This is a genomic window from Mucilaginibacter sp. P5_A6, from assembly GCF_056400585.1.
Genome location: NZ_JBFUKZ010000017.1, coordinates 36,365 through 57,067 on the forward strand (window position 1 = coordinate 36,365; position 20,703 = coordinate 57,067).

Annotated in this window: 21 protein-coding genes and 2 pseudogenes; 17 read left to right on the top strand and 6 right to left on the bottom strand. The window is 41.6% G+C overall.

Translation table 11 applies throughout. From position 1 onward, the window contains the following. Nucleotides 1-5 precede the first annotated feature (5 nt). From AC1DO4_RS17565 to AC1DO4_RS17590, 6 genes and pseudogenes are all read left to right on the top strand, one after another. Entirely contained in the window at nucleotides 6-755 is a 750-nt protein-coding gene (locus AC1DO4_RS17565) for a 1-(5-phosphoribosyl)-5-[(5-phosphoribosylamino)methylideneamino]imidazole-4-carboxamide isomerase (protein ID WP_477418130.1), read from the top strand. A gap of 52 nt (nucleotides 756-807) precedes the next feature. Continuing rightward, a pseudogene (locus AC1DO4_RS17570) lies at nucleotides 808-1,152 on the top strand (endonuclease domain-containing protein); the annotation flags it as partial. A gap of 9 nt (nucleotides 1,153-1,161) precedes the next feature. Continuing rightward, entirely contained in the window at nucleotides 1,162-1,944 is a 783-nt protein-coding gene (gene hisF / locus AC1DO4_RS17575) for an imidazole glycerol phosphate synthase subunit HisF (RefSeq protein WP_477418313.1), read from the top strand. Nucleotides 1,945-2,109: 165 nt separating this feature from the next. Then, a pseudogene (gene hisIE / locus AC1DO4_RS17580) lies at nucleotides 2,110-2,700 on the top strand (bifunctional phosphoribosyl-AMP cyclohydrolase/phosphoribosyl-ATP diphosphatase HisIE); the annotation flags it as partial. Between the two features lie 78 nt (nucleotides 2,701-2,778). Next, nucleotides 2,779-3,669, top strand: a complete 891-nt coding sequence (bla, locus tag AC1DO4_RS17585) for a class A beta-lactamase, subclass A2 (protein ID WP_477418132.1) — start codon at nucleotides 2,779-2,781, stop codon at nucleotides 3,667-3,669. Nucleotides 3,670-3,790: 121 nt separating this feature from the next. After that, nucleotides 3,791-4,693, top strand: a complete 903-nt coding sequence (locus AC1DO4_RS17590) for a WD40 repeat domain-containing protein (RefSeq protein WP_477418134.1) — start codon at nucleotides 3,791-3,793, stop codon at nucleotides 4,691-4,693. 15 nt (nucleotides 4,694-4,708) lie between these two features. Here AC1DO4_RS17590 and AC1DO4_RS17595 read toward each other — a convergent pair whose 3' ends face one another. Together AC1DO4_RS17595 and AC1DO4_RS17600 are read right to left on the bottom strand one after the other, a co-directional pair. After that, complete coding sequence (locus AC1DO4_RS17595; protein ID WP_477418136.1) at nucleotides 4,709-5,470, bottom strand: C40 family peptidase; 762 nt, start codon at nucleotides 5,468-5,470, stop codon at nucleotides 4,709-4,711. Nucleotides 5,471-5,662: 192 nt separating this feature from the next. After that, on the bottom strand, nucleotides 5,663-6,016 hold the full coding sequence (locus AC1DO4_RS17600) for a 4Fe-4S dicluster domain-containing protein (RefSeq protein ID WP_295716369.1): 354 nt from the start codon (nucleotides 6,014-6,016) through the stop codon (nucleotides 5,663-5,665). Between the two features lie 101 nt (nucleotides 6,017-6,117). Here AC1DO4_RS17600 and AC1DO4_RS17605 point away from each other — a divergent pair, with 101 nt between their 5' ends. The 10 genes from AC1DO4_RS17605 (at nucleotide 6,118) to AC1DO4_RS17650 (ending at nucleotide 16,302) form a co-directional block, all read left to right on the top strand. Continuing rightward, on the top strand, nucleotides 6,118-7,143 hold the full coding sequence (locus AC1DO4_RS17605) for an acyl-CoA reductase (RefSeq protein WP_477418139.1): 1,026 nt from the start codon (nucleotides 6,118-6,120) through the stop codon (nucleotides 7,141-7,143). A gap of 108 nt (nucleotides 7,144-7,251) precedes the next feature. Beyond that, entirely contained in the window at nucleotides 7,252-7,455 is a 204-nt protein-coding gene (locus AC1DO4_RS17610; protein ID WP_295716372.1) for a fructose-6-phosphate aldolase, read from the top strand. 5 nt (nucleotides 7,456-7,460) lie between these two features. Continuing rightward, on the top strand, nucleotides 7,461-8,141 hold the full coding sequence (locus tag AC1DO4_RS17615; RefSeq protein WP_477406359.1) for a cell division ATP-binding protein FtsE: 681 nt from the start codon (nucleotides 7,461-7,463) through the stop codon (nucleotides 8,139-8,141). Nucleotides 8,142-8,371: 230 nt separating this feature from the next. Beyond that, entirely contained in the window at nucleotides 8,372-8,986 is a 615-nt protein-coding gene (locus AC1DO4_RS17620) for a nucleotide exchange factor GrpE (protein ID WP_477418141.1), read from the top strand. A 129-nt stretch (nucleotides 8,987-9,115) separates the two neighbouring features. Beyond that, complete coding sequence (gene dnaJ, locus AC1DO4_RS17625) at nucleotides 9,116-10,285, top strand: molecular chaperone DnaJ (protein WP_477418143.1); 1,170 nt, start codon at nucleotides 9,116-9,118, stop codon at nucleotides 10,283-10,285. 126 nt (nucleotides 10,286-10,411) lie between these two features. Further along, nucleotides 10,412-11,635 carry a DmpA family aminopeptidase gene (locus tag AC1DO4_RS17630; protein ID WP_477418145.1) on the top strand — a complete coding sequence of 408 codons (1,224 nt, stop codon included), beginning with the start codon at nucleotides 10,412-10,414 and terminating at the stop codon, nucleotides 11,633-11,635. Between the two features lie 62 nt (nucleotides 11,636-11,697). Further along, the gene (locus AC1DO4_RS17635; protein ID WP_477418147.1) at nucleotides 11,698-12,849 is read left to right on the top strand and encodes an exo-alpha-sialidase; all 1,152 of its coding nucleotides are present in this window, start codon (nucleotides 11,698-11,700) and stop codon (nucleotides 12,847-12,849) included. A gap of 269 nt (nucleotides 12,850-13,118) precedes the next feature. Beyond that, the gene (locus tag AC1DO4_RS17640; RefSeq protein WP_477418149.1) at nucleotides 13,119-14,039 is read left to right on the top strand and encodes an ABC transporter ATP-binding protein; all 921 of its coding nucleotides are present in this window, start codon (nucleotides 13,119-13,121) and stop codon (nucleotides 14,037-14,039) included. Further along, a complete protein-coding gene (locus tag AC1DO4_RS17645) occupies nucleotides 14,032-15,270 on the top strand; it encodes an ABC transporter permease (protein ID WP_477418152.1) in 1,239 nt (412 codons plus the stop codon). Before AC1DO4_RS17640 ends, AC1DO4_RS17645 begins: the two co-directional genes overlap by 8 nt. A gap of 75 nt (nucleotides 15,271-15,345) precedes the next feature. Then, nucleotides 15,346-16,302 carry a Ppx/GppA phosphatase family protein gene (locus tag AC1DO4_RS17650; RefSeq protein ID WP_477418154.1) on the top strand — a complete coding sequence of 319 codons (957 nt, stop codon included), beginning with the start codon at nucleotides 15,346-15,348 and terminating at the stop codon, nucleotides 16,300-16,302. Here AC1DO4_RS17650 and AC1DO4_RS17655 read toward each other — a convergent pair. From AC1DO4_RS17655 to AC1DO4_RS17670, 4 genes are read right to left on the bottom strand one after another with little or no spacing between them, the layout of a single operon-like run. Then, nucleotides 16,273-16,536, bottom strand: coding sequence for a hypothetical protein (locus tag AC1DO4_RS17655; RefSeq protein ID WP_477418156.1), 264 nt, complete (start codon nucleotides 16,534-16,536; stop codon nucleotides 16,273-16,275). The genes AC1DO4_RS17650 and AC1DO4_RS17655 overlap by 30 nt on opposite strands. Then, nucleotides 16,536-16,838, bottom strand: coding sequence for a hypothetical protein (locus tag AC1DO4_RS17660; protein WP_477418158.1), 303 nt, complete (start codon nucleotides 16,836-16,838; stop codon nucleotides 16,536-16,538). Before AC1DO4_RS17660 ends, AC1DO4_RS17655 begins: the two co-directional genes overlap by 1 nt. After that, nucleotides 16,835-18,232, bottom strand: coding sequence for a radical SAM protein (locus AC1DO4_RS17665; RefSeq protein ID WP_477418160.1), 1,398 nt, complete (start codon nucleotides 18,230-18,232; stop codon nucleotides 16,835-16,837). The genes AC1DO4_RS17660 and AC1DO4_RS17665 overlap by 4 nt, the downstream gene beginning before the upstream one ends. Then, entirely contained in the window at nucleotides 18,225-18,974 is a 750-nt protein-coding gene (locus AC1DO4_RS17670) for a prolipoprotein diacylglyceryl transferase (protein ID WP_477418162.1), read from the bottom strand. The genes AC1DO4_RS17665 and AC1DO4_RS17670 overlap by 8 nt, the downstream gene beginning before the upstream one ends. A 276-nt stretch (nucleotides 18,975-19,250) precedes the next feature. Here AC1DO4_RS17670 and AC1DO4_RS17675 point away from each other — a divergent pair, with 276 nt between their 5' ends. Beyond that, entirely contained in the window at nucleotides 19,251-20,660 is a 1,410-nt protein-coding gene (locus AC1DO4_RS17675; protein WP_477418164.1) for an MORN repeat-containing protein, read from the top strand. Nucleotides 20,661-20,703 lie beyond the last annotated feature (43 nt).

Here is a 20,703-nt window from a genome sequence, read left to right on the forward strand (position 1 = left end):
AAGACATGTATATAATTCCTGCTATTGATATTCTGAATAAAAAAGTAGTACGACTACGTGAGGGTGATTACCAACAGGTAACAGAATATGACGTAACGCTCGAGGAAATGATTGAGCGCTACCAGAGCAACGGCACCAACTTCATCCATATCATTGATTTGAATGGCGCCAAAAACGATTTCAGCAATCAGCAATACCTGTTTGATGTGATCCGTAAAACCGACATGAAAGTGCAGTATGGCGGAGGAATCCGCAGTATCGATAAAGTAAAAGAATTGATAGATGCCGGCATCCACCGTATTATTGTTGGTACCCAGGCACTTACTAATCCGGATTTTTTACCCGAACTGGGTAAATCCATCTGTGGCCGGGATAAGTGTTCTGACCAGGTAGTTATCGCCATCGACGTACTGGATGAAGTAATTAAATACTCCGGCTGGATGGAAAGCTCGCCAATTAAGCTGAAGGATTACGTTGATAAATGCCTTGCCCTGGGCTTTTTCCGTTTTTTATGTACCGACATCAACAAAGATGGCAAACTTGGTGGTGCAGGTATCGACCTATACGAAAAACTGCTTGACCATTCACCGTTCATTAAACTGATCGCCTCGGGCGGTGTAAGTTCTATGAATGATGTCGAAAAACTAAATCGCTTAAAAGTAGAATCAGTTGTAGTAGGTAAAGCCATTTATGAGGGACATATCACTATTGAAGATGTAAAGAACTGGAATTTGGAGTCACTAATATCCATATAACCCCCCCCCGCCCCCTAAAGGGGGTGCTGATTTGCGTGTGTAACTTTCAATTATGAAAAAAAAGTTATTTCTTGGGGCTAATGCAGAAATATTTGCAAATGCAAAGGCTTTGAGGTATAACATGACTCCTGCTGAAAATTTTCTATGGAGTCAGTTGAATATTAGTATCCCTAACGTAAAGTTCAGGAGACAGCATCCGCTCGGGAGTTATATAGCAGATTTTTATTGTCATCGGCACAAACTGGTAATCGAATTAGATGGAAGTATTCATAATCTTCCGGAGATTAAATTAAATGATCTTGAAAAACAAGTATTTCTTGAACGTCAGGGACTCAAAGTATTACGCTTCACAAATAATGAAGTATTCAACAATTTAAATAAAGTATTGGAACAAATAACCACGCAAATCAGCACCCCCTTTAGGGGGCGGGGGGGGCTAAGTAAACGAATTATCCCTTGCCTTGACGTTAAAGATGGTCGTACAGTAAAAGGTGTTAACTTTGTTGACCTGCGCGATGCAGGCGATCCGGTTGAACTGGCCTGGAACTACTCGCGCCAGGGAGCCGACGAACTGGTTTTCCTGGATATTACAGCTACAGTTGAACGCCGTAAAACCATGGTTGAGCTGGTAAAAGCTGTTGCCAGGCAAATTAACATACCATTTACAATAGGCGGTGGCATCAACGAAATTGCCGATGCCGACGCATTGTTAAACGCCGGCGCCGATAAAATATCCATCAACTCGGCTGCGGTACGTAACCCTGCCCTTATCGATGAACTGGCCAAAGCATTTGGTGTTCAGTTTGTAGTAATAGCAGTGGATACGCGCAGTATTGGAGATAAAAACATAGTTCACCTGAACGGAGGACGTTTACCTACTGAACGCGAAACATTGGAGTGGATCTTGGAAGCCGAAAATCGTGGCGCAGGTGAGATATTGCTTACGTCTATGGATCACGATGGCACTAAAGCAGGCTTTGACAATAAATTATTAAAGATAGTGAACGATGCAGTGCACATCCCGGTAATTGCTTCAGGTGGCGCCGGATCGGTACAACATTTTGTTGATGTATTTGAAAAAACAAATGTTGATGCAGCCTTAGCAGCTTCGGTATTTCACTATGGCGAGATATTAATACCGGATTTGAAGGCGGTGTTGAAGAGTAATAATATAGAAGTGAGGATATAGGTGGTTGCGGGGTCGGGTTGCGGGGTACGCGATGTGAGTTGCGGAGGTAAGGCTGCCTGTGGGGATAAGAGCACTCCAACCTGGCTAACACGGCCCCTGCTCTCAAAAGGAGAATTTGAGTAATAAACACGAACCTGGCAACCGGAAACACGAGCCAGAACAACAGATATGAATATAGATTTTAGCAAAACAGACGGATTAGTGCCGGTTATTATACAGGATGAGCAAACTTTAGAGGTGCTGATGCTGGGTTATATGAACCAGGAGGCTTATGATAAAACCGTTAGGGAAAATATAGTTACCTTTTTTTCGCGCTCGAAAAACCGCCTGTGGACCAAAGGCGAAACCAGCAGCAACTTTCTGCATGTAAAAAACATCAGCATTGATTGCGATAACGATACCCTGCTCATTAAGGTTAAAGCCGATGGACCAACCTGCCATACCGGCTCGCGCAGTTGTTTCCAAACTGAATACAATCAAAACTTTATACTGGAGCTGGAAAGCATTATTGCCGATAGATACGAAAACCCGGTAGAAGGATCATACGTTAATAAACTCCGCAATAAAGGTCTCAACAAAATAGCGCAAAAGGTTGGTGAAGAAGGTGTTGAAACTGTTATAGCCGCTTTAGCCGAAACCGAAACTGATTTAATAAACGAGTCTTCCGATCTTGTTTTTCACCTGTTGGTATTACTTCGGGAAAAAGGGTTAACGCTGCAGACGATTGCTAAAAACCTGGAGAACAGGCATAAATAGTCATTAGTCATTAGTCATTAGTCATTAGTCATTAGTCATTAGTCATTAGTCATTAGTCATTAGTCATTAGGGGAACTCATGTTTAGGTCTGCTTGTTTTTATGTTTTACTTTTTTGTTTCTTTTTCATTGCTAAGGTTAATGCACAGCCAGGCTCATTAAGAAATAAGATAGCTGAAGTTGCAAAGGATACTAAAGGCACTGTTGGCGTTTCGATATTGAACCTGGAAACACATGATACCTTAACTTGTAACGGAAACGTGCGCCAGCCGATGCAAAGTGTAATGAAGTTCCCTATTGCTATTACCGTTTTGCACGAGATTGATAAGAAAAAAATCGCTTTAGATCAGCTGATCCATCTTGATAAAAGTGACCTGTTTAAAACCTATAGCCCCCTGCAGGATAAATATCCGGGCGCAAATGTAGATATATCCATTAGGGAACTATTAAGCTATATGGTATCATTAAGTGATAATGTAGCCTGCGATAAACTGCTTAAAATTTTAGGCGGAACTGATAAGGTTAATACTTACATGCACCAGCTTGGCATTAAAAAATTCTCGATAAAAGCATCCGAATACGAGATGGCGCAAGCCTGGGATGTGCAGTTTACCAATTGGGTGGAAGCTACGGAGCTTACCCGTTTGTTACAAATGGCATTTAAATCAAATTTCCTTTCGGCTAAAAGCCATGCCTACCTCTGGAAGATCATGCAGGAAACATCTACCGGACCTAACCAGATCAAAGGATTATTACCTGTAGGCACAGTTGTTTACCATAAAACCGGGCGATCGGGTACTAATGAACAAGGAATTACCGCGGCTACTAACGATACAGGCATTATTACTTTGCCAAATGGTAAGCACCTGGCCATAACCATATTAGTTACCAACTCCCCTGTTGATCTTAAAACCCGCGAATTGGTAATAGCCCGTATTGCCAGAGCTGCTTACGATGAGGCGGTTAAATAGTTTACTTTTAAGTGATAGACTGTAATTAAAGGATCATCTCAAAAACCCTACTTTTGTCAAAAACCAGGTATCACCCATAAATCAGTCTTGATACATGATACTCACTACTTGATACTAAAACATGATTGCAGAAAAAAAAGCTGAACTAACCGGGCATGGTAACCCAATTTTCGCACTTGAGTTATCACAAAAACCAGGCATACTGTTTACCGGCGGGAACGATAAAGGGCTGGTAGAATGGAGTTTGAAGAGCAATTCATTCATTAAGGTGATGTTCCCGGTTCAGGCTTCTATTTATGCCATTCATTGTCCGGCCGGATATCCCTTACTGTTTGCAGGTTTACGTAGCGGCGAGGTTTTGGTATTTGATTTTATCGAACAAAAGGTGATTAAATCGCTTAGGCAGCACCTTAAACCAATTTTTGATATCAAGTCCGTTAGCCATAAAAAAGAACTGCTAATAGCCTCAGAAGATGGCACAGTATCTGTTTGGAACCTGGATACATTAGAAATAGTACACAGCTTCCAAGTATCTGCCGATACAGTGCGCTGCATAGCCATTTCGCCCGACGAAAAACAGGTAGGATTTGGTTGTCGCGATAACCAGGTTAAGATTTACGACCTGGAGGATTATACACTGATAAAAGCACTGCATGGACACACCATGTCGGTTTTTTCTTTAACTTATAGTGTTGATGGAATCCATCTTGTTTCGGGAGGCCGCGATGCGCAGGTGAAAATCTGGGATACTGCAACCTATCAGCTTATAAAAAACATTCCTGCACATTTATTCGCGGTAAATCATATCCTCTACCACCCTACCCAACCCTATTTTGCTACGGCCAGCATGGATAAAAGCATCAAAATATGGGGATCGGATGATTTTAAACTTTACAAGATCATCAGCCGCGAAAAAGGCTATGCAAGTCATCCCCTTTCGGTAAATAAACTGGCATGGAACGGCGATCAGCTTATATCGGTAAGTGATGATAAAAATATTATGATCTGGAATATAACAATATAATGCTGCCGGGTTTTGCTAAAAAAATCTTTTAATGCTATGCAATTTGTGGGTGTGCCTTTTTAACCCAACCGAATAAATCCCATCATTATCAATCTCATCAATTTTAACCTTGCCTGATGCATGAATAATATGCTCGCTGCCAAGCAGTATGCCAACGTGGGTAATTTTTCCCTCGGGGTTATTAAAAAAGGCCAGATCGCCCAGGCTCGCCTCTTTCAGGCTGTTAACTTTAATACCTTCCTCTGCCTGCTGACTGGCATCCCGCCTGATCTTTATTTTATTCAGCTTAAATACCACTTGCGTATAGCCGGAACAATCGATGCCGAAATGGGTACGGCCACCCCATAAATAGGGTGCATTTAAAAAAGACTTTGCCGTAGTTGCAATATCTTCTCTCTCTCCTATTTCGCCAATGATCTCAAATTTATCGCCTCCAATTTTGCAGGTTGTACCTTCTAAAAAAGCAAGCGAGCTACCAGCCGGCAGGTAAATAACAGAATTATCAACAATTTTCCAGGCTTGTGTTACGGCCCTGTAAGTTAAAGGTGGCTGCATATTTTTTAAGCCTTTATAAGCAATATGGCCCAGCATGGCAAACTGCAACCGGCCTATCCAGCCAACATAGCCGTCTGTAGATGTGATGATTTTAACCCATCGTTCCGTCCACTCTGTAATTTCAAATGCCTCGCCAAACAAAACCTGCGATACCTGCTCGCTCCTGTCGTCAGGTTCGGCGCGAAGCGGTATAACAGCGAGGTTACAAATACCGTATTCCATAGTTTAGATAAAAGTAAAATTAGCAATACGTTATAATCGCTAAGATAATTACAATATGATAATTGGTTAATTTTAGTCAGGGGGCTGTAACTAAAATGAGTACTATTGAGCTAATATATTAAAAATATTAAATGAAGCATAAAAAAAGGGAACCAGCAAGCTGTTCCCCTTAAATACTTTTATAAAAATATATTATTCGTTCATGTGCAGCCAATCTTTTTTGGCTAACAGCTCTTCCTTGCTTTCGCGGATGTCTTCATCATCAACACAGCAATCAACCGGGCATACAGCGGCGCATTGCGGCTCATCATGAAAACCTACACACTCGGTACATTTATCGGGTACTATATAATATATCTCGTCTGACAAGGCAGCCTGGGTTTCCTCAGCATTTAAAGTGTTACCATCGCCAAAATCAATAACTCCTTTAAGGCCGGTACCATCGCTAAAACGCCACGCCGCACCTGCATCATAAATAGCGTTATTGGGGCACTCCGGCTCGCAAGCTCCGCAGTTTATGCATTCATCGGTGATTTTAATCGCCATATTTCTAAATATATAATAATCTCAATTAACTTTGCCCGTAATTTACAAGCGCACAAATATAACAAAAAAAGGCTTTAAGGGTTTAAATCCTTACCATAAATATGTCAAAATCTAACATAAAAAATTCTATAAATTCATTTTCAGGCTTAGGAAAGCAGTTAATTGAGCCCAACGCACAACTAATGGCTATTATTGAAAACGAGCGTTTCCATAACGCCTGGTTCACGCCCGAAAGTGTTTTGCAAGCCGTAACGTCCATCGGCAAAATGCTGAATGAAGCCGATTTGGAAACCTGGTTATCTAAATATCCTTCCAACAATGAAGCTCCTGGCAAAAAAGTTGGGCTTATTTTGGCAGGCAATATCCCATTGGTGGGTTTTCATGACGTGCTCTGCGTGCTGGCATCCGGCAACCACGCCCTCATCAAAGCGTCATCACAGGATGCCCGCCTGATAAAAGTTATTTTGCAAAAATTAGTTGATATTGACGATAGTTTTGCCAATCAATTTAGTTTTGTGGAAAGGCTGGCCGATTTTGATGCCATTATTGCCACCGGCAGCAACAACAGCTCGCGGTACTTTGATTATTACTTTGGCAAGGTGCCCAACATCATCCGCAAAAACAGGAACAGTATTGCATTAATTACCGGAAATGAAACGGCAGAGCAATTATTTAACCTTGGTCATGATATTTTTGATTATTATGGTTTGGGTTGCCGCAATGTAAGCAAGCTATTGGTGCCCCGGGATTATAATTTCAATTTCTTTTTTGAGTCGATAGAAGATCATAAGGCCATCATCCATCACCATAAATACAACAACAATTACGATTACAACAAATCTATTTATCTTGTTAACAGCAATAAGCACCTGGATAATGGCTTTTTATTGCTTAAGGAAGATGACAGGATAGCTTCGCCGCTGGCAGTGCTGTATTTTAGTTATTATGACAACCTGGCACTGGCACAACAAACATTAGATCAGCAGGCCGAAAACATACAATGTATTGTTACCACTGCCCCTATAAAGGTAAACAGCCAGGTAGTTGAATTTGGGCAAAGCCAGCAACCCGCGTTATGGGATTATGCCGATGGGATTGATACGATGGAATTTTTGTCAAATCTTTAAAATTACAATACCTTTGAAAATGCTGAAAGCCGAAGGCCTAAAGCTGAAAGCCATCTTTGAGATAAAAAATGCTTTAAGCTTTTTGCTTTAAGCCTTAAGCTTAAAAAAATGTATATTATAAAAGTTAAAGGCGTTGCCAAAATACCCGATTATGTACAGTTGAGGGATGATAAGTTTACGCTGCTGGCATATTTTAGGGTGGATAGGCCCGAAAAATCACTGGATAAGGTTGGGCTTACTGATAAAGCCGACTATATTATGAATATTATTAAAGATTTGCCTTTTGGGCAGATTTTAAAACTGGAGCTATAAAAAAGATGATGGGGAACTCTATTATAAAGCTAAATAATGTTGATATTTTTCAGCAGACACACCTGGTATTGTCAAACGTAAACCTGCATGTTGATAAGGGGGATTTTGTATGGCTAATTGGCTCTACAGGTTCTGGAAAAAGCAGCCTGCTTAAGGTTATTTATGGCGACCTTGCCATTAAAAGCGGCACAGGAAATGCCTGCGGATACGAGCTGAGCAAACTACCAGGCCGCGATGTACCCTATTTACGCCGTAAGCTTGGCATTGTTTTCCAGGATTTTCAATTACTTACCGACCGCTCAATTGAGCAAAACCTGCTTTTTGTAATGCGTGCAACCGGCTGGAAAGATAAAAAACTGATAGCCGAACGTACCCTTGATGTATTGGAGAAAGTTGGCCTGCGCTCAAAATTAAAAAAAATGCCGCATGAGCTTTCAGGCGGCGAGCAGCAACGGGTAGTAATTGCGCGTGCCCTGCTTAACGACCCGGAGATCATCCTGGCCGATGAACCAACAGGCAACCTTGACCCAGAAACATCCGAAGAAATTGTGCTGCTGCTAAAACAAATAAGCCAAATGGGTACCGCAGTGCTTATTGCTACACACGACTACCATATCATCCGTACTTTCCCATCGCGTATTATTAAATGCGAGAATGGTAAGGTTTTGGAAGATGCTGAGATATAGTTTCTGAACCGGAATTAAACGAATTAAAGAATGACCAGAATTTTAAAATTCGATTAATCAATAGATTCGTTTAATTCCGGTTCAGACAACCCTCGTTCAGAAAAAATAATCAGACAAATAATCCTGTCACCCTTGCGCATATTGCGCCACTCCTGCCTATAATAAAACGTGCCACTGACACCTTGTCGGCTTTAAGCTAATGGCAGGATACTTGATTGGCACTATCAGCTATGAAATTTAACGACATGTTGAAGAAAAAGAAGAAAGAAAATATGGATACTCCTGAAAATATTAATGAGCCAACCCAGGAAAATTTAGTAGAAGAAGAACAGCTGAAAGCACAGCACACCGAAACTGTTGAAGTTGATGAAGAAGCTGCTAAATTAACAGATCTGTCTGCCGAAGATAAATTAAAAAATGAACTGGCACAGGCCAATGATAAATATTTACGTTTGTATGCCGAATTTGATAACTTCCGCAGGCGTACCCAAAAAGAACGTGCAGAAGCCCGCGAAACTGAGGGTAAGGATTTGATCATTGCACTACTTCCTGTTTTAGACGATTTTGAACGCGCACAACGCTCAATGGAAAAAGCAGTTGATGTAGCCCCCGTTAAAGAGGGTGTTGCATTAATTCAGAATAAATTAAAAAACATACTTGCGCAAAAAGGCCTGAAGGAAATGGAATCAATAGGTTCGCCATTTGATGCTGACCTGCAGGAGGCTATTACAAATATACCCGCCCCTACCGATGACCTTAAAGGCAAGGTAATTGACGAAATGGAAAAAGGTTATACCCTTAAAGACAGGGTGATCCGCTTTGCCAAAGTAATTGTAGGAGCGTAAATTGATTTCGGAATTGGGACATTTGATTTCGGATTTTGATCCGGTTTAACTCCCCTTTTCTTATATCAAAAAAGTAAACAAAATAAAAATCCGAAATCGAAATTTCGAAATCCGAAATTAAAGTAAATTATGGCTAAAAGAGATTATTACGATATCCTGGGGGTTGCTAAAGGATCTAATGCTGATGATATAAAAAAGGCATATCGTAAAATGGCTATTAAATATCACCCCGATAAAAACCACGGTGATAAAGAGGCGGAAGAAAAATTTAAGGAAGCCGCCGAAGCTTATGAAGTTTTAAGCAGCGCCGAAAAACGCCAGCGTTATGATCAGTTTGGTCATGCGGCTAATGCTTCATCGCCAAACGGCGGCGGTTATGGCGGCGGCGGTATGGATATGAACGACATATTTAGCCAGTTTGGTGATATATTTGGCGGCGGCAGTCCGTTTGAAGGTTTCTTTGGCGGCGGTGGTCGCCAGGGTGGTGGTGCCGGCGGCAGACGTGTAGCCCGCGGCAGCAACCTGCGTATTAAAGTGCGTTTAACGCTTGAGGAAATTGCCAACGGCGCCGAAAAGAAAATAAAGGTTAACAAACAGATCATCTGCAAAACCTGCGATGGCAGTGGCGCTAAAGATAAATCATCTTTCCAAACCTGTAAAACATGCGGTGGATCGGGCGCAGTGCGCAGGGTAACCAATACCATTTTGGGCCAGATGCAAACTACCAGCACCTGCCCTACCTGTAACGGCGAAGGATCAACCATACTATCAAAATGTAATGTTTGCCATGGCGACGGCGTTGTGCGCGGCGAAGAGCTGATTACCATAAACGTACCTGCCGGTGTAAGCGAAGGCATGCAACTGAGCATGAGCGGCAAAGGAAACGCGGCCCCAAGAGGCGGTGTACCGGGCGATCTGATCATCCTGATTGAAGAGATTCCGCATGAAACCCTTAAACGCGATGGCAACAATGTAATTTACGACCTGCATGTAAACTTTGTTGATGCAGCCATAGGTACAACGGTAGAAGTGCCAACCATTGACGGCAAAGCCAAAATAAAAATTGAACCCGGCACCCAAGGCGGCAAAATACTACGCCTTAAAGGCAAAGGTACCCCCGAGGTAAACTCCTACCACCGCGGCGACCAGCTGGTACACATCAACATATGGACGCCAAAGGCCTTGAGCCGCGAAGAACGCGAGATATTGGAAAAACTACAATCATCACCCAACTTTAAACCAAATCCTGGTAAGAACGAGAAAAGCTTCTTTGAAAGGATGAAGGAATATTTTGAGTAAAGCTGAAAGCCGAAGGCGGAAAGCTTAAAACATATCAAAAGCCCGGAGTTTATGACTTTGGGCTTTTTTGGTTTAAAATATTCATTAAATTGTAGGCCGACATCAGTAACATTCTTGCCAGCAAAAATGAAAACATTTTTACCCACTCTTGTAATACGCTCCACTTATTTTACACCATCCAATAAAAAGGGATCATTAATTAAAGCAATCGGGCCAGTCGCACTGTTTGTAATTGCAGGTATCTGCGGCACACAGGCACAAGAACGTGCCCGCGATCTGGGGATAAAATTTGATGGTACACCCGGCCATTACAATGCCATTACAGATGTTAAAGGCGTTTTGGTAGGCTATAAAACTTTAATTAAGGGTGATGGCGCTTTAGTTAGCGGTAAAGGGCCGGTGCGTACCGGTGTTACGGTGATTATGCCCAATGGAAAATCTATCAATCCCCTACCCGCCGGGTGGTTTTGCCTCAACGGCGATGGCGAGATGACCGGCACAACTGTAATTGAGGAGTACGGCCTTAACTACGGCCCAATCGGCATAACCAATACCAATAGCGTGGGTGTGGTAAGGGATGCAATTGGCGAGTGGAATGTTAAAAACTTCAGCAAAGGCGCCACAGTTGATTTCTCTTTCGGCCTGCCGGTGGCAGCCGAAACTTTTGATGGGGTGTTGAATGACATCAATGGCTTCCATGTTAAAAAAGAGGATGTTTTTGATGCCTTAAACAGCGCTCATGGCGGCAAAATTGAGGAAGGCAATGTAGGCGGTGGTACAGGGATGTCGTTGTTTATGTTTAAAGGAGGCAGCGGTACATCATCACGGGTAATTAAAATCGACACCGCTGCTTATACCATTGGCGCGTTTGTTCAGGGCAATTTTGGCCGGCGTACAGATCTCGTCATATCCGGCGTTCCTGTTGGTAAGGAGTGGAAAGGCGATATGCCGGTTATCAACTCCAAACCAAAAGATGGCTCCATTATTATCATCATAGCTACAGATGCTCCATTGTTACCAGCCCAGCTAAAAATGGTTGCCAAACGGGCTTCGCTGGGTGTTGCGCGTTGCGGCGGCCTTGGGCGTAACAGTTCGGGCGATATTTTCCTGGCATTTAGTACTGTAGGCCCGAAAGATAACGCCAAAGGCACCCTGCAAACATGGACTGTACTACCCAAAGAACAAATGGACAAGGTTTACCAGGCTACGGTTGAAGCTGTTGAAGAAGCTATTGTGAACGCTATGATAGCTGCTAAGGATATGACGGGCATAAACGGCAACACTGTTTATGCTATCCCGCATAATAAGTTGATGCAGGTGATTAATAGTTATAGCCATAGAAACGATTAATCTTTATCATTCCAGGTTTTTTTGTTTTTGGGATTGGGTATATTGCAATTCGCATTACCGAGATGAATTTATATAAAAAAATAGTATCCTTTACAGCCTGGCTGTTTATAATTTTCAATCAATCATACGCCCAAACCCCATCCATCAGTAATAATTACCAAACCGAGGCCGGTGTTCCAAAATTAAACATTGAACGGTCGATGATCTACTCGCCTGATAAGGAATGGCTGTATAATCATCACCCTGCTATCATCCATTTTAAGGATAAGTTTATCGCCATATGGAGTAATGGTTTAATAGACGAGGATTCGCCGGGCCAGCGGGTGGTTTATGCTACCTCTAAGGATTTTGTACACTGGTCGGCACCTGCTGTGCTGGCATCGCCGGGCAAGGTTAATGATACTTTAACCGTTTTAACTGCCGCTGGTTTATACCAATATAAAGGCACGTTGGTAGCCTACTATGGCGAGTACACCAAACACCGGCAAAATACCCACCTTTGGGCCAAAACAAGTGCCGATGGCTTGCATTGGAGCAATCCCATTGATATGCATGTGCCTTTAATCCCAAACCACGGACCGGAGGCCATCAAAAACGGCAGGCTCATCATCAGCGGTAATTTTCTGTTCCCCTATACCGATGACCCGCGCGGCATCTCGGGCTGGAAGTTGAGCAGCTTTTATCCCGATTCGCTTTATAAGCAGGATAATTCCGCCGCCTTTTATGCACCGGCGGCAAAATTGGGTTTGCCGCCTTTGTGCGAGGGATCTTTTTTTCAAACAGACGATGGTATACTGCACATGTTACTCAGGGTAACCGGGAAGGGCTGGAAGGGTAAACTTTGGTTAACCGAAAGTAAGGATAATGGCACCCATTGGTCGCGCCCCGTGGAGGCTGCTTTTTCTGATAACGACAGCAAATTCCACTTTGGCCGCCTGCCCGATAAACGTTTTTATTATGTAGGCATCCCCGATACATTACATCATTACGATCGGAATCCTTTAGTGATCTCCTTATCCAAAAACGGCGATACTTTTGATAAAAACTATATCATCGCCAATGAACTTTATCACCTCAAAAAAGAAGGCCTTTGGAAAGGAGGACAATACGGATATCCGCATACCATCATCTATCATGGTTATATTTATGTAATTATTTCGAGGCAAAAGGAAGCTATAGAAGCACTAAGGTTCAGCATCAACCAATTAAAATGAAATAGACACGAATTTCACGAATTCTTTCGAATTACACGAATTGAATGATGGGTGCTAATTTCTCGAATTGATTTGTGTAATTAGCCCCATTCGTGAAATTCGTGTCTTATTCAATTCGTGTAATTCGAATAAATTCGTGCAATTTGTGTTTTATACAATTCGTGTAATTCGAATAAATTGGTGCAATTCGTGTTTCAATAAATATTGTAACATTTTAAAACCGGCCGTATCTAAAACGTACTATTAACTATGATAAACCCTTTGCAAAAATGTTAAGCATCCGTAATATTGTTAAGCAATACGCCGGTCACCGCGCGCTGGACGATGTAAGCCTGGAAGTTGAAAGCGGGCAGATCTTCGGCTTGCTTGGCCCGAATGGCGCCGGTAAAACCTCACTGATCCGTATCGTTAACCAGATCACCGCACCCGACTCGGGCGAGATTTACTTCAATGGCGAGAAGCTCAATCAATCGCATATCGAACGCATTGGCTACCTGCCCGAAGAACGCGGTTTGTATAAAAAAATGGAGATCGGCGAGCAGATGATCTACCTGGCCCGCCTGAAGGGTCTAAGCCGTGATGAGGCCCAAAAACGACTCAAGTTTTGGTTTGATAAGCTGGGCATGGAAACCTGGTGGAAGAAAAAGATAGAAGAATTATCCAAAGGCATGCAACAAAAAGCCCAGTTTGTGGCCACCGTACTGCATGAGCCCGACCTGATTATTTTAGATGAACCCTTCAGCGGTTTCGACCCGGTAAATGCCGAAGTGATTAAAGACGAGATCCTGGAGCTTAACCGCAAAGGCGCTACCATCCTTTTCTCAACCCACCGTATGGAATCTGTTGAGGAACTTTGCGATGCCATTGCCCTCATCCACAAATCGCACAAGATACTGGATGGGAAAGTTAAAAATATCCGTAACTCTTACCGCAACGATACTTACCTAATTGAATATACGGGCGAACCTTTAAACTTTAACGGGATACAGCCATTCGCGCAGATAGGCGAAACTATTACCGATGATGACAGCCATACCATCCGCATAAAACTAAATGAGGGTAAAACATCAAACGATGTACTGCAATACCTTATTCCCAAAACCCGCGTCAATATGCTGCAGGAGGTAATCCCCAGTATGAACGAGATATTTATTGAAAAAGTGAATGCTAAATCCCTAAGCCATGAATAAAGTATTACTTATTATACAGCGTGAATACCTTACCAGGGTAAGAAAAAAATCGTTCATTGTGATGACCCTGCTTGTTCCGGCTTTGTTTGCTTTAATGTATAAAGTAATTGCCTATGTTGCAGATGACAAAAACGAGGTAAAAGCTATGCACATAGTAAATGTGGTTGATAGCGCAGAAATATATAAGGGAAAATTCAAGGATAGCCAGTATATTGTGTTCAACTATTCCTCCAAATCACTAAAAGCGTTAAAGGCCGAAGTAAAGGAACAGGAGAACGACCTTGTGTTATATATCCCTACTCACAAACCAGAAAAGGCCGAAGTGTTTGCAAAAAAAAAGTCGACCTTATCTTTAAGCGACGATATGGAGCGCCAGCTTAACGATATTGCATCGGGCTCGGCGCTTGTAAAAGCAGGCATTGATACTGCCCGTTTACATAAAATAAAAAGCGACATCACTGTTAATGCAAACGAAATAACCGAAACTGGCGATCAAAGCACCAGTATGGCGGCAACTTATGCCCTTAGTTTTGCAGGGGCGATATTGATCTACATGTCACTATTTATTTATGGAGCACAGGTAATGCGTGGTGTAATTGAAGAAAAGACCAGCCGGATAATTGAAGTGATAGTATCGTCTGTTAAGCCATTCCAGCTCATGATGGGTAAGATCATTGGTGTGGGGCTTGTAGGTTTAACTCAATTTGCTTTATGGATAAGCCTGTCGGCATTGGTGAGTTACCTGGCGGGGCAAAACGCGGCGCAGGCAAGCCCGGTTTACACTTTTATCCATAACCTGGGTGCAAATGCAGGTTATGAACTGGGTTGTTTTCTGTTTTTCTGGATCAGTGGTTTCTTGCTGTATAGCGCATTATTCGCCGCAGTGGGCTCGGCAGTTGACAGCGAAACCGAAACACAGCAGTTTATGTTTCCCATTACACTGCCGTTATTATTCACTTACATACTATCTGTATCGTATCTATTTCAAAAACCCGATAGTACACTGGCCTTTTGGTTATCAATAATACCGTTAACCGCGCCTGTTGCAATGATGGTGCGTGTGCCTTTTGGAGTACCGGGCTGGGAGTTAGGTTTATCAATGGCATTGATGGTAGTTGGTTTTGTATTTACTACCTGGGTAGCATCACGTATTTACCGTGTGGGCATCCTGATGTACGGTAAAAAGGTGAACTTTAAAGAGCTTTCTAAATGGTTCTTTTATAAAGAATAACCCATTTTACTGTCATTAAATTATTTAAATCCCTGTAATTGCTAAACAATTTGGGAGATTATTTATTTTAGCTGTATGAGTAAACGCGTTGCCGTAATGGACCTTGGTACCAATACCTTCCATTTATTGATTGCCGATGGCGAGATCCACGATTACCACGAATTAGTTCATTATCACGAAGCTGTAAAGCTTGGCGAAGGCGGCGGCATTAACAAAGGCTATATTTTGCCCGAGGCTTATCAGCGCGGTATCAATACGATGCAGCAGTTTCATGAAGAGATAAAGGCCAGTAATGTTACCGAGGCAAGGGCCGTTGCCACATCGGCATTGCGTGGCGCATCAAACGGGAAAGATTTTATTAAAGAGGTAAAAGATAAAACCGGCATTAGCATAGAAATTATTAATGGCGAAGACGAAGCAGCATTTATTTACCAGGGCGTAAAGATCACCGGCTGTTTATCGGCCCAAAACTCCCTCATTATGGATATAGGCGGCGGCAGCGTTGAGTTTATTTTAGGCAATACCGATAACATTATCTGGAAACAAAGCTTTGAAATTGGCGCAGCCCGCTTAATGGACCTGTTCCACCGCACCGACCCGATCCCGCCCTCTTCTATTGAGGCCCTGAACCTGTACGTAGAAGATCATCTAACCGATCTTTTTGCAGCAGTAGCTGACCTTAAAATTGATAAGCTCATTGGTTCATCGGGCGCGTTTGAAACTTTTGCCGAAGTGATTGAAACCGAAAAAGGTAATACCTTTGATTTAAAAGTAACCAAAAATTATAGTTTTGATGAGGATGAACTTTTAACACTCACCAATAAATTCGTGCTTTCAACACATAAAGAAAGAGCTGCCAACAAAGCGATTATCCCGGTAAGGGTGGATATGATAGTAACAGCATCACTCATCACCCGTTTTATTATGCATAAACTGGAAATTCATAACGTGAGCATGTGTAGTAACTCATTAAAGGAAGGGATTTTGGCGGATATGTTGGGGTTAACTTACAAAAACAGCCCAGCAAGTTGAAAAACCGATGAGCAAAACCACCAGGGCGCTTAGTAAAAACTCTTTGTGAAAAACAGCAATCGCCATAACTAAACATATTATAATCTGAATGGCTATAAAAAACGCTTCACCAATTAAAGCAAACTCATCTTTTTGGTACTCAATTTTTAGATATAGTGTATAAACAATAAGCACCAATAAATTTATGCCGATGATAAGCATTTGAGGATTTGTTTTTGGTTTACTTCCCCCCATTATCCTATCCCGCCCCGAAGATTCATAACACCCACACATGTGGAAAACCCAATTACCAAAACTATTAAGCCACTTAGCAGCCACGCCCATCTGCGTGCTGCAGCAGCCATGCCAATACAAATGATAACATGAATTGCAATGATAAATGCATCGAGTATTAACCCGCTATCGCCGGCTACGGCACAAATAACAGTATAACCAACCAACACGCCCAAATTGATGCCAACTAATCGCATACCTGTGGTTGGTTTAGCTCCTGGCTCGTCTTCCGGAAGGTTAATTTTATTTTCTTCTTCTGTCATATCAATATTTCATTTCTTAATTGTTCCAAATATTCCCGCTTGTCATCGCGATAAAAAATATTCATGGTTTCAAACGGGATGATCTGCATATCCTTGTTTACAATATGCACGCATGATTTTTTAATGGCGCGCACATCAAAGTTTTGCGCATCAATAAACTGCATAATAATTACCCTGAAAAGGTTATCGTAGCTTAGGCTTGGCGCATCAATCTCCGGCAGGCAGCATAATATAGAATGCAAATGCTCCTTAGCCTTATCAACCGAATTACCGGTGCTGAACATATTGAGTAAATGCCCTTTCAATTGTTCATCCTGCTCATAAACAATGGTGTTTTTGGAATTATCCAGCAGGTCATCAGGGTTTATCATCCTGGTGAGCGGGAATACCTGGTCGCCCAATTTTAAAGCATAAGCCATTACCAGCGCATCGGGATTGCAGGGTACCGGGATCAGGTCGTTTTTATTAAAGATGTTGGTTTGCTCCAATATAGCGGTACGCACTTCGGTAAGTGTATAACGGTCGGTTTGCTCATTAAAATTCTCCAATCTGCCAGCCTGTTGCGTTGGTTGAAAGGTTACGCCGCGGATGCATGGTTGTTTAAGCGCGTATTCAATTATCGCACCTATCTCATCGGTATTTAAGCCTTTTTGCAGAGTGACTACCAATGTGGTGGATAGGTTATATTTATTAAGATGTTCTATGGCTTTTAATCGTACTTCGCGCAGATCTTCTCCTCTTAGCTGTTCCAGCGCCTCTTTTTTAAAAGAATCAAATTGCAGGTAGATCTCAAAATCGGGCATATAAGTGGCCAGTCGTTTTACAAAGTTTTCGTCCTTGGCTATCCTTATGCCATTGGTATTCAGCATCAGGTGTTTGATGGGTTTTGTTTTGGCGATATCCAGGATCTCAAAAAATTGTGGGTGTACGGTTGGCTCTCCCCCGCTTATCTGTACCACATCAGGCTGGCCTTCATTTTCTACAATTACATCCAGCATTTGCTCAATTTCCTGCAGGGTACGGTGCCTGCCATACGTGGGCGACGACATGGCATAACAGGTTGGGCAGCTTAAATTGCACCTATCTGTAACCTCGATAACCGTTAAGCAGGAATGCTGTTCATGATCCTGGCACAAACCACAATCATAAGGGCAGCCATAATGTGTTTTAGCATTAAATTTTAACGGCATTTCACTACGCTTGGCATAATTGCGGCAGTTTTTATAATACGCTATATCGGTGGCTATAAGCACCTTTTCAAAACCATGCTGACGGCAGTTTTTAAGCATGTACACCTTATCGTCCTCAAAAACTATCTTGGCATCAACCCTGCGCAGGCAAGTAGAACAAATACTTAGGGTAAAATCATAATAAATATACGGGCGTTCAGGCATAGGTTTTTATCAGTTTTGATGGATACAGAAATACTTTATAATAATACAAAATACCTGCGATACAAACTAACTGTATTACCGAAAGACCGAAACTAAAAAAGTAATCGGGTTTAATAAACTCATCCAAAAGCCTGAATAGCAGGTAACTCACCATAAATAGCTTAAACTTTGAACCATCGGTAAAATGATGGCGCTTTTCAATCGTTTTTAATACAATCCAAAGCATTATCCAGAATAGAATTTCGTACAGGTTGGTGGGATGCCTGCGAATACCATCGCCAAAGTTAATTGCCCAGGGAAGTTTAGAAGCTATGCCATAGGTACCGTCTTCCAGTCCGGCCAGGAGGCAGCCTGTACGGCCGATGATCATGGCCAATATCAAAGGGTAAACCATCATATCGCCGGAAGACACGTTTACGCCAATCTTTTTTTTGGTAAGCTCTACTCCTATCAGCCCACCTAACATCCCGCCCACTATGGTTTTATTGCCCATAAAATAAATAAGGTTAAACTTTGACAGCAATGTAGGATTTTCTAAAATCCCAACCACATGCGAGCCTACAAATGCACCGAAGGCTGCGCCGATAAAAATGATGAGCCGGTTTTCGGTACTGATCTGGTCACGGGTATTCCGGCGCAACCAGGCATAATAACGGTAACCTAAAAAATAGGCCAATGTTTCGCACACAAAATGTACCGGGATGGAGGATTTGCCTATGGGGAGGTTTACGGGGAAGTGCAAAATGAGATGTTTAGTAAAACACTAAAATATTCTTTTTATTTTATGCCACATGCCCCTGGTAAAAGAATATCGTACAGAAATGCCTCCGACTATAAGGTCAACCGAACTAATACTCGTGTACATTTAAGCATCAAAGAGCCATCTTCCCATTTTGAAACAAAAAAGCGTTATTTAGCAAAATCTTCCTTTGTTAAATAACGTTAAACTATTCTTAGAGATCCATAAATGTAAGATATTTACTTCTTCATTAACATAAACCTTACTATAAAATACTACATGAAGTTTATTCTTACTCCAATATTCTGTTTATTAGCTTATGCCACTTTCGCTCAAAAAACTATAGGAAAATACGTAAAAGTTGAAGGTTCAGGATGCCGGATATGGGATTATAATTATTCACCCAAAGATTCTATTATTTGGAAAGGAGATTGCAATGAGGGCTACGGTAATGGATATGGGACAGTTATTTGGAGAAGAAACGGTAAAGAGGCTGGCAAATATATTGGCTATTTAAAAAAAGGTAAATTGAATGGTCAGGGTAAATATTTGTTGCCTAATAATTATTCACTTGAAGGCCTATTTAATAATGGAATTCTTCAAGGCAATGGTAAAATAAATGATGATGGAGACATTCTGAGTGGTTCCTTTGTAAATAATGTTTTACAGGGTAAAGGCAAGATTACTTTTGAATCAGGATTATCACTTGAAGGGCATTTTTTAGATGGTCAATTTGTAAATTTAGATGAACCTTATTTGAATTCACTAAAGAAAAACAGCCCAACTCGTTTTGACAATGAAAATATTTATTCAAATAATGTAACTCCAGATTCTTTATACTACTATACCTTGCCTCCTAAAGCTCCATTTATAGGCACTTTAGTTTTGCTACCCAGCAGCGGCGAGTCGGCAGAAAGTGTAATTTGCTGTAATAAGGAGTTAATACAATCGGCATCAGAAAATCACATTTTAACATTAATCTTATCGATCAATAATGGCGACATTGATGGTGATAACACAACATTAAAATTCTTAAACAAAGCGTTTAAAGAAGTTACAGCTATTTACCATGTACCAAAAGATAAGTTCATTTTAAGTGGTTTGTCAGGTGGCGGAATGCTTGCGCTGAGATATACCGAAATATCAAGAGAAGATAGCGCCAAAACTTTTGTGGTTCCTGTTGCTGTGATTGGCGTTGATCCACCTGTTGACATTGCAGGTCTTTATCATACTTCTAAACGATTCATATCAATGAACGATGGCAGAGACAATCTAAGTGTAGGAAGATTGAATGGCCTCATAGAATCCAAATCGATTGTAAATAGTTGTAATAAAATGTATGGTGGTTCACCCGACCAGTATCCGGAACAATATATTAAACGCTCAATGTATTCAAGATCCCAAAAAGATGGTGGAAATGCTAAATATCTTCTAAAAGTTCCTATCAGACTTTATTGTGACCCCGATATCTTGTGGCAATTAAAAGAACGAAATCGAGACTATTATGATATAAATGCAGCAGATTTATCAGCTATGATTAATTTTTTAAATTTAAATGGCAATAACAACGCTGAATTGGTACCAGCTCTTGGTAAGGGCTATAGGTTAGATGGAACAAGGCATCCACATTCATGGTCGATAGTTTCCTCTTCAAACTGTATAGACTGGATTCAAAAACTATTAAGATAGCGTCTGGATATTTCCACAAATAAGATTAGTATTTTAATAAACT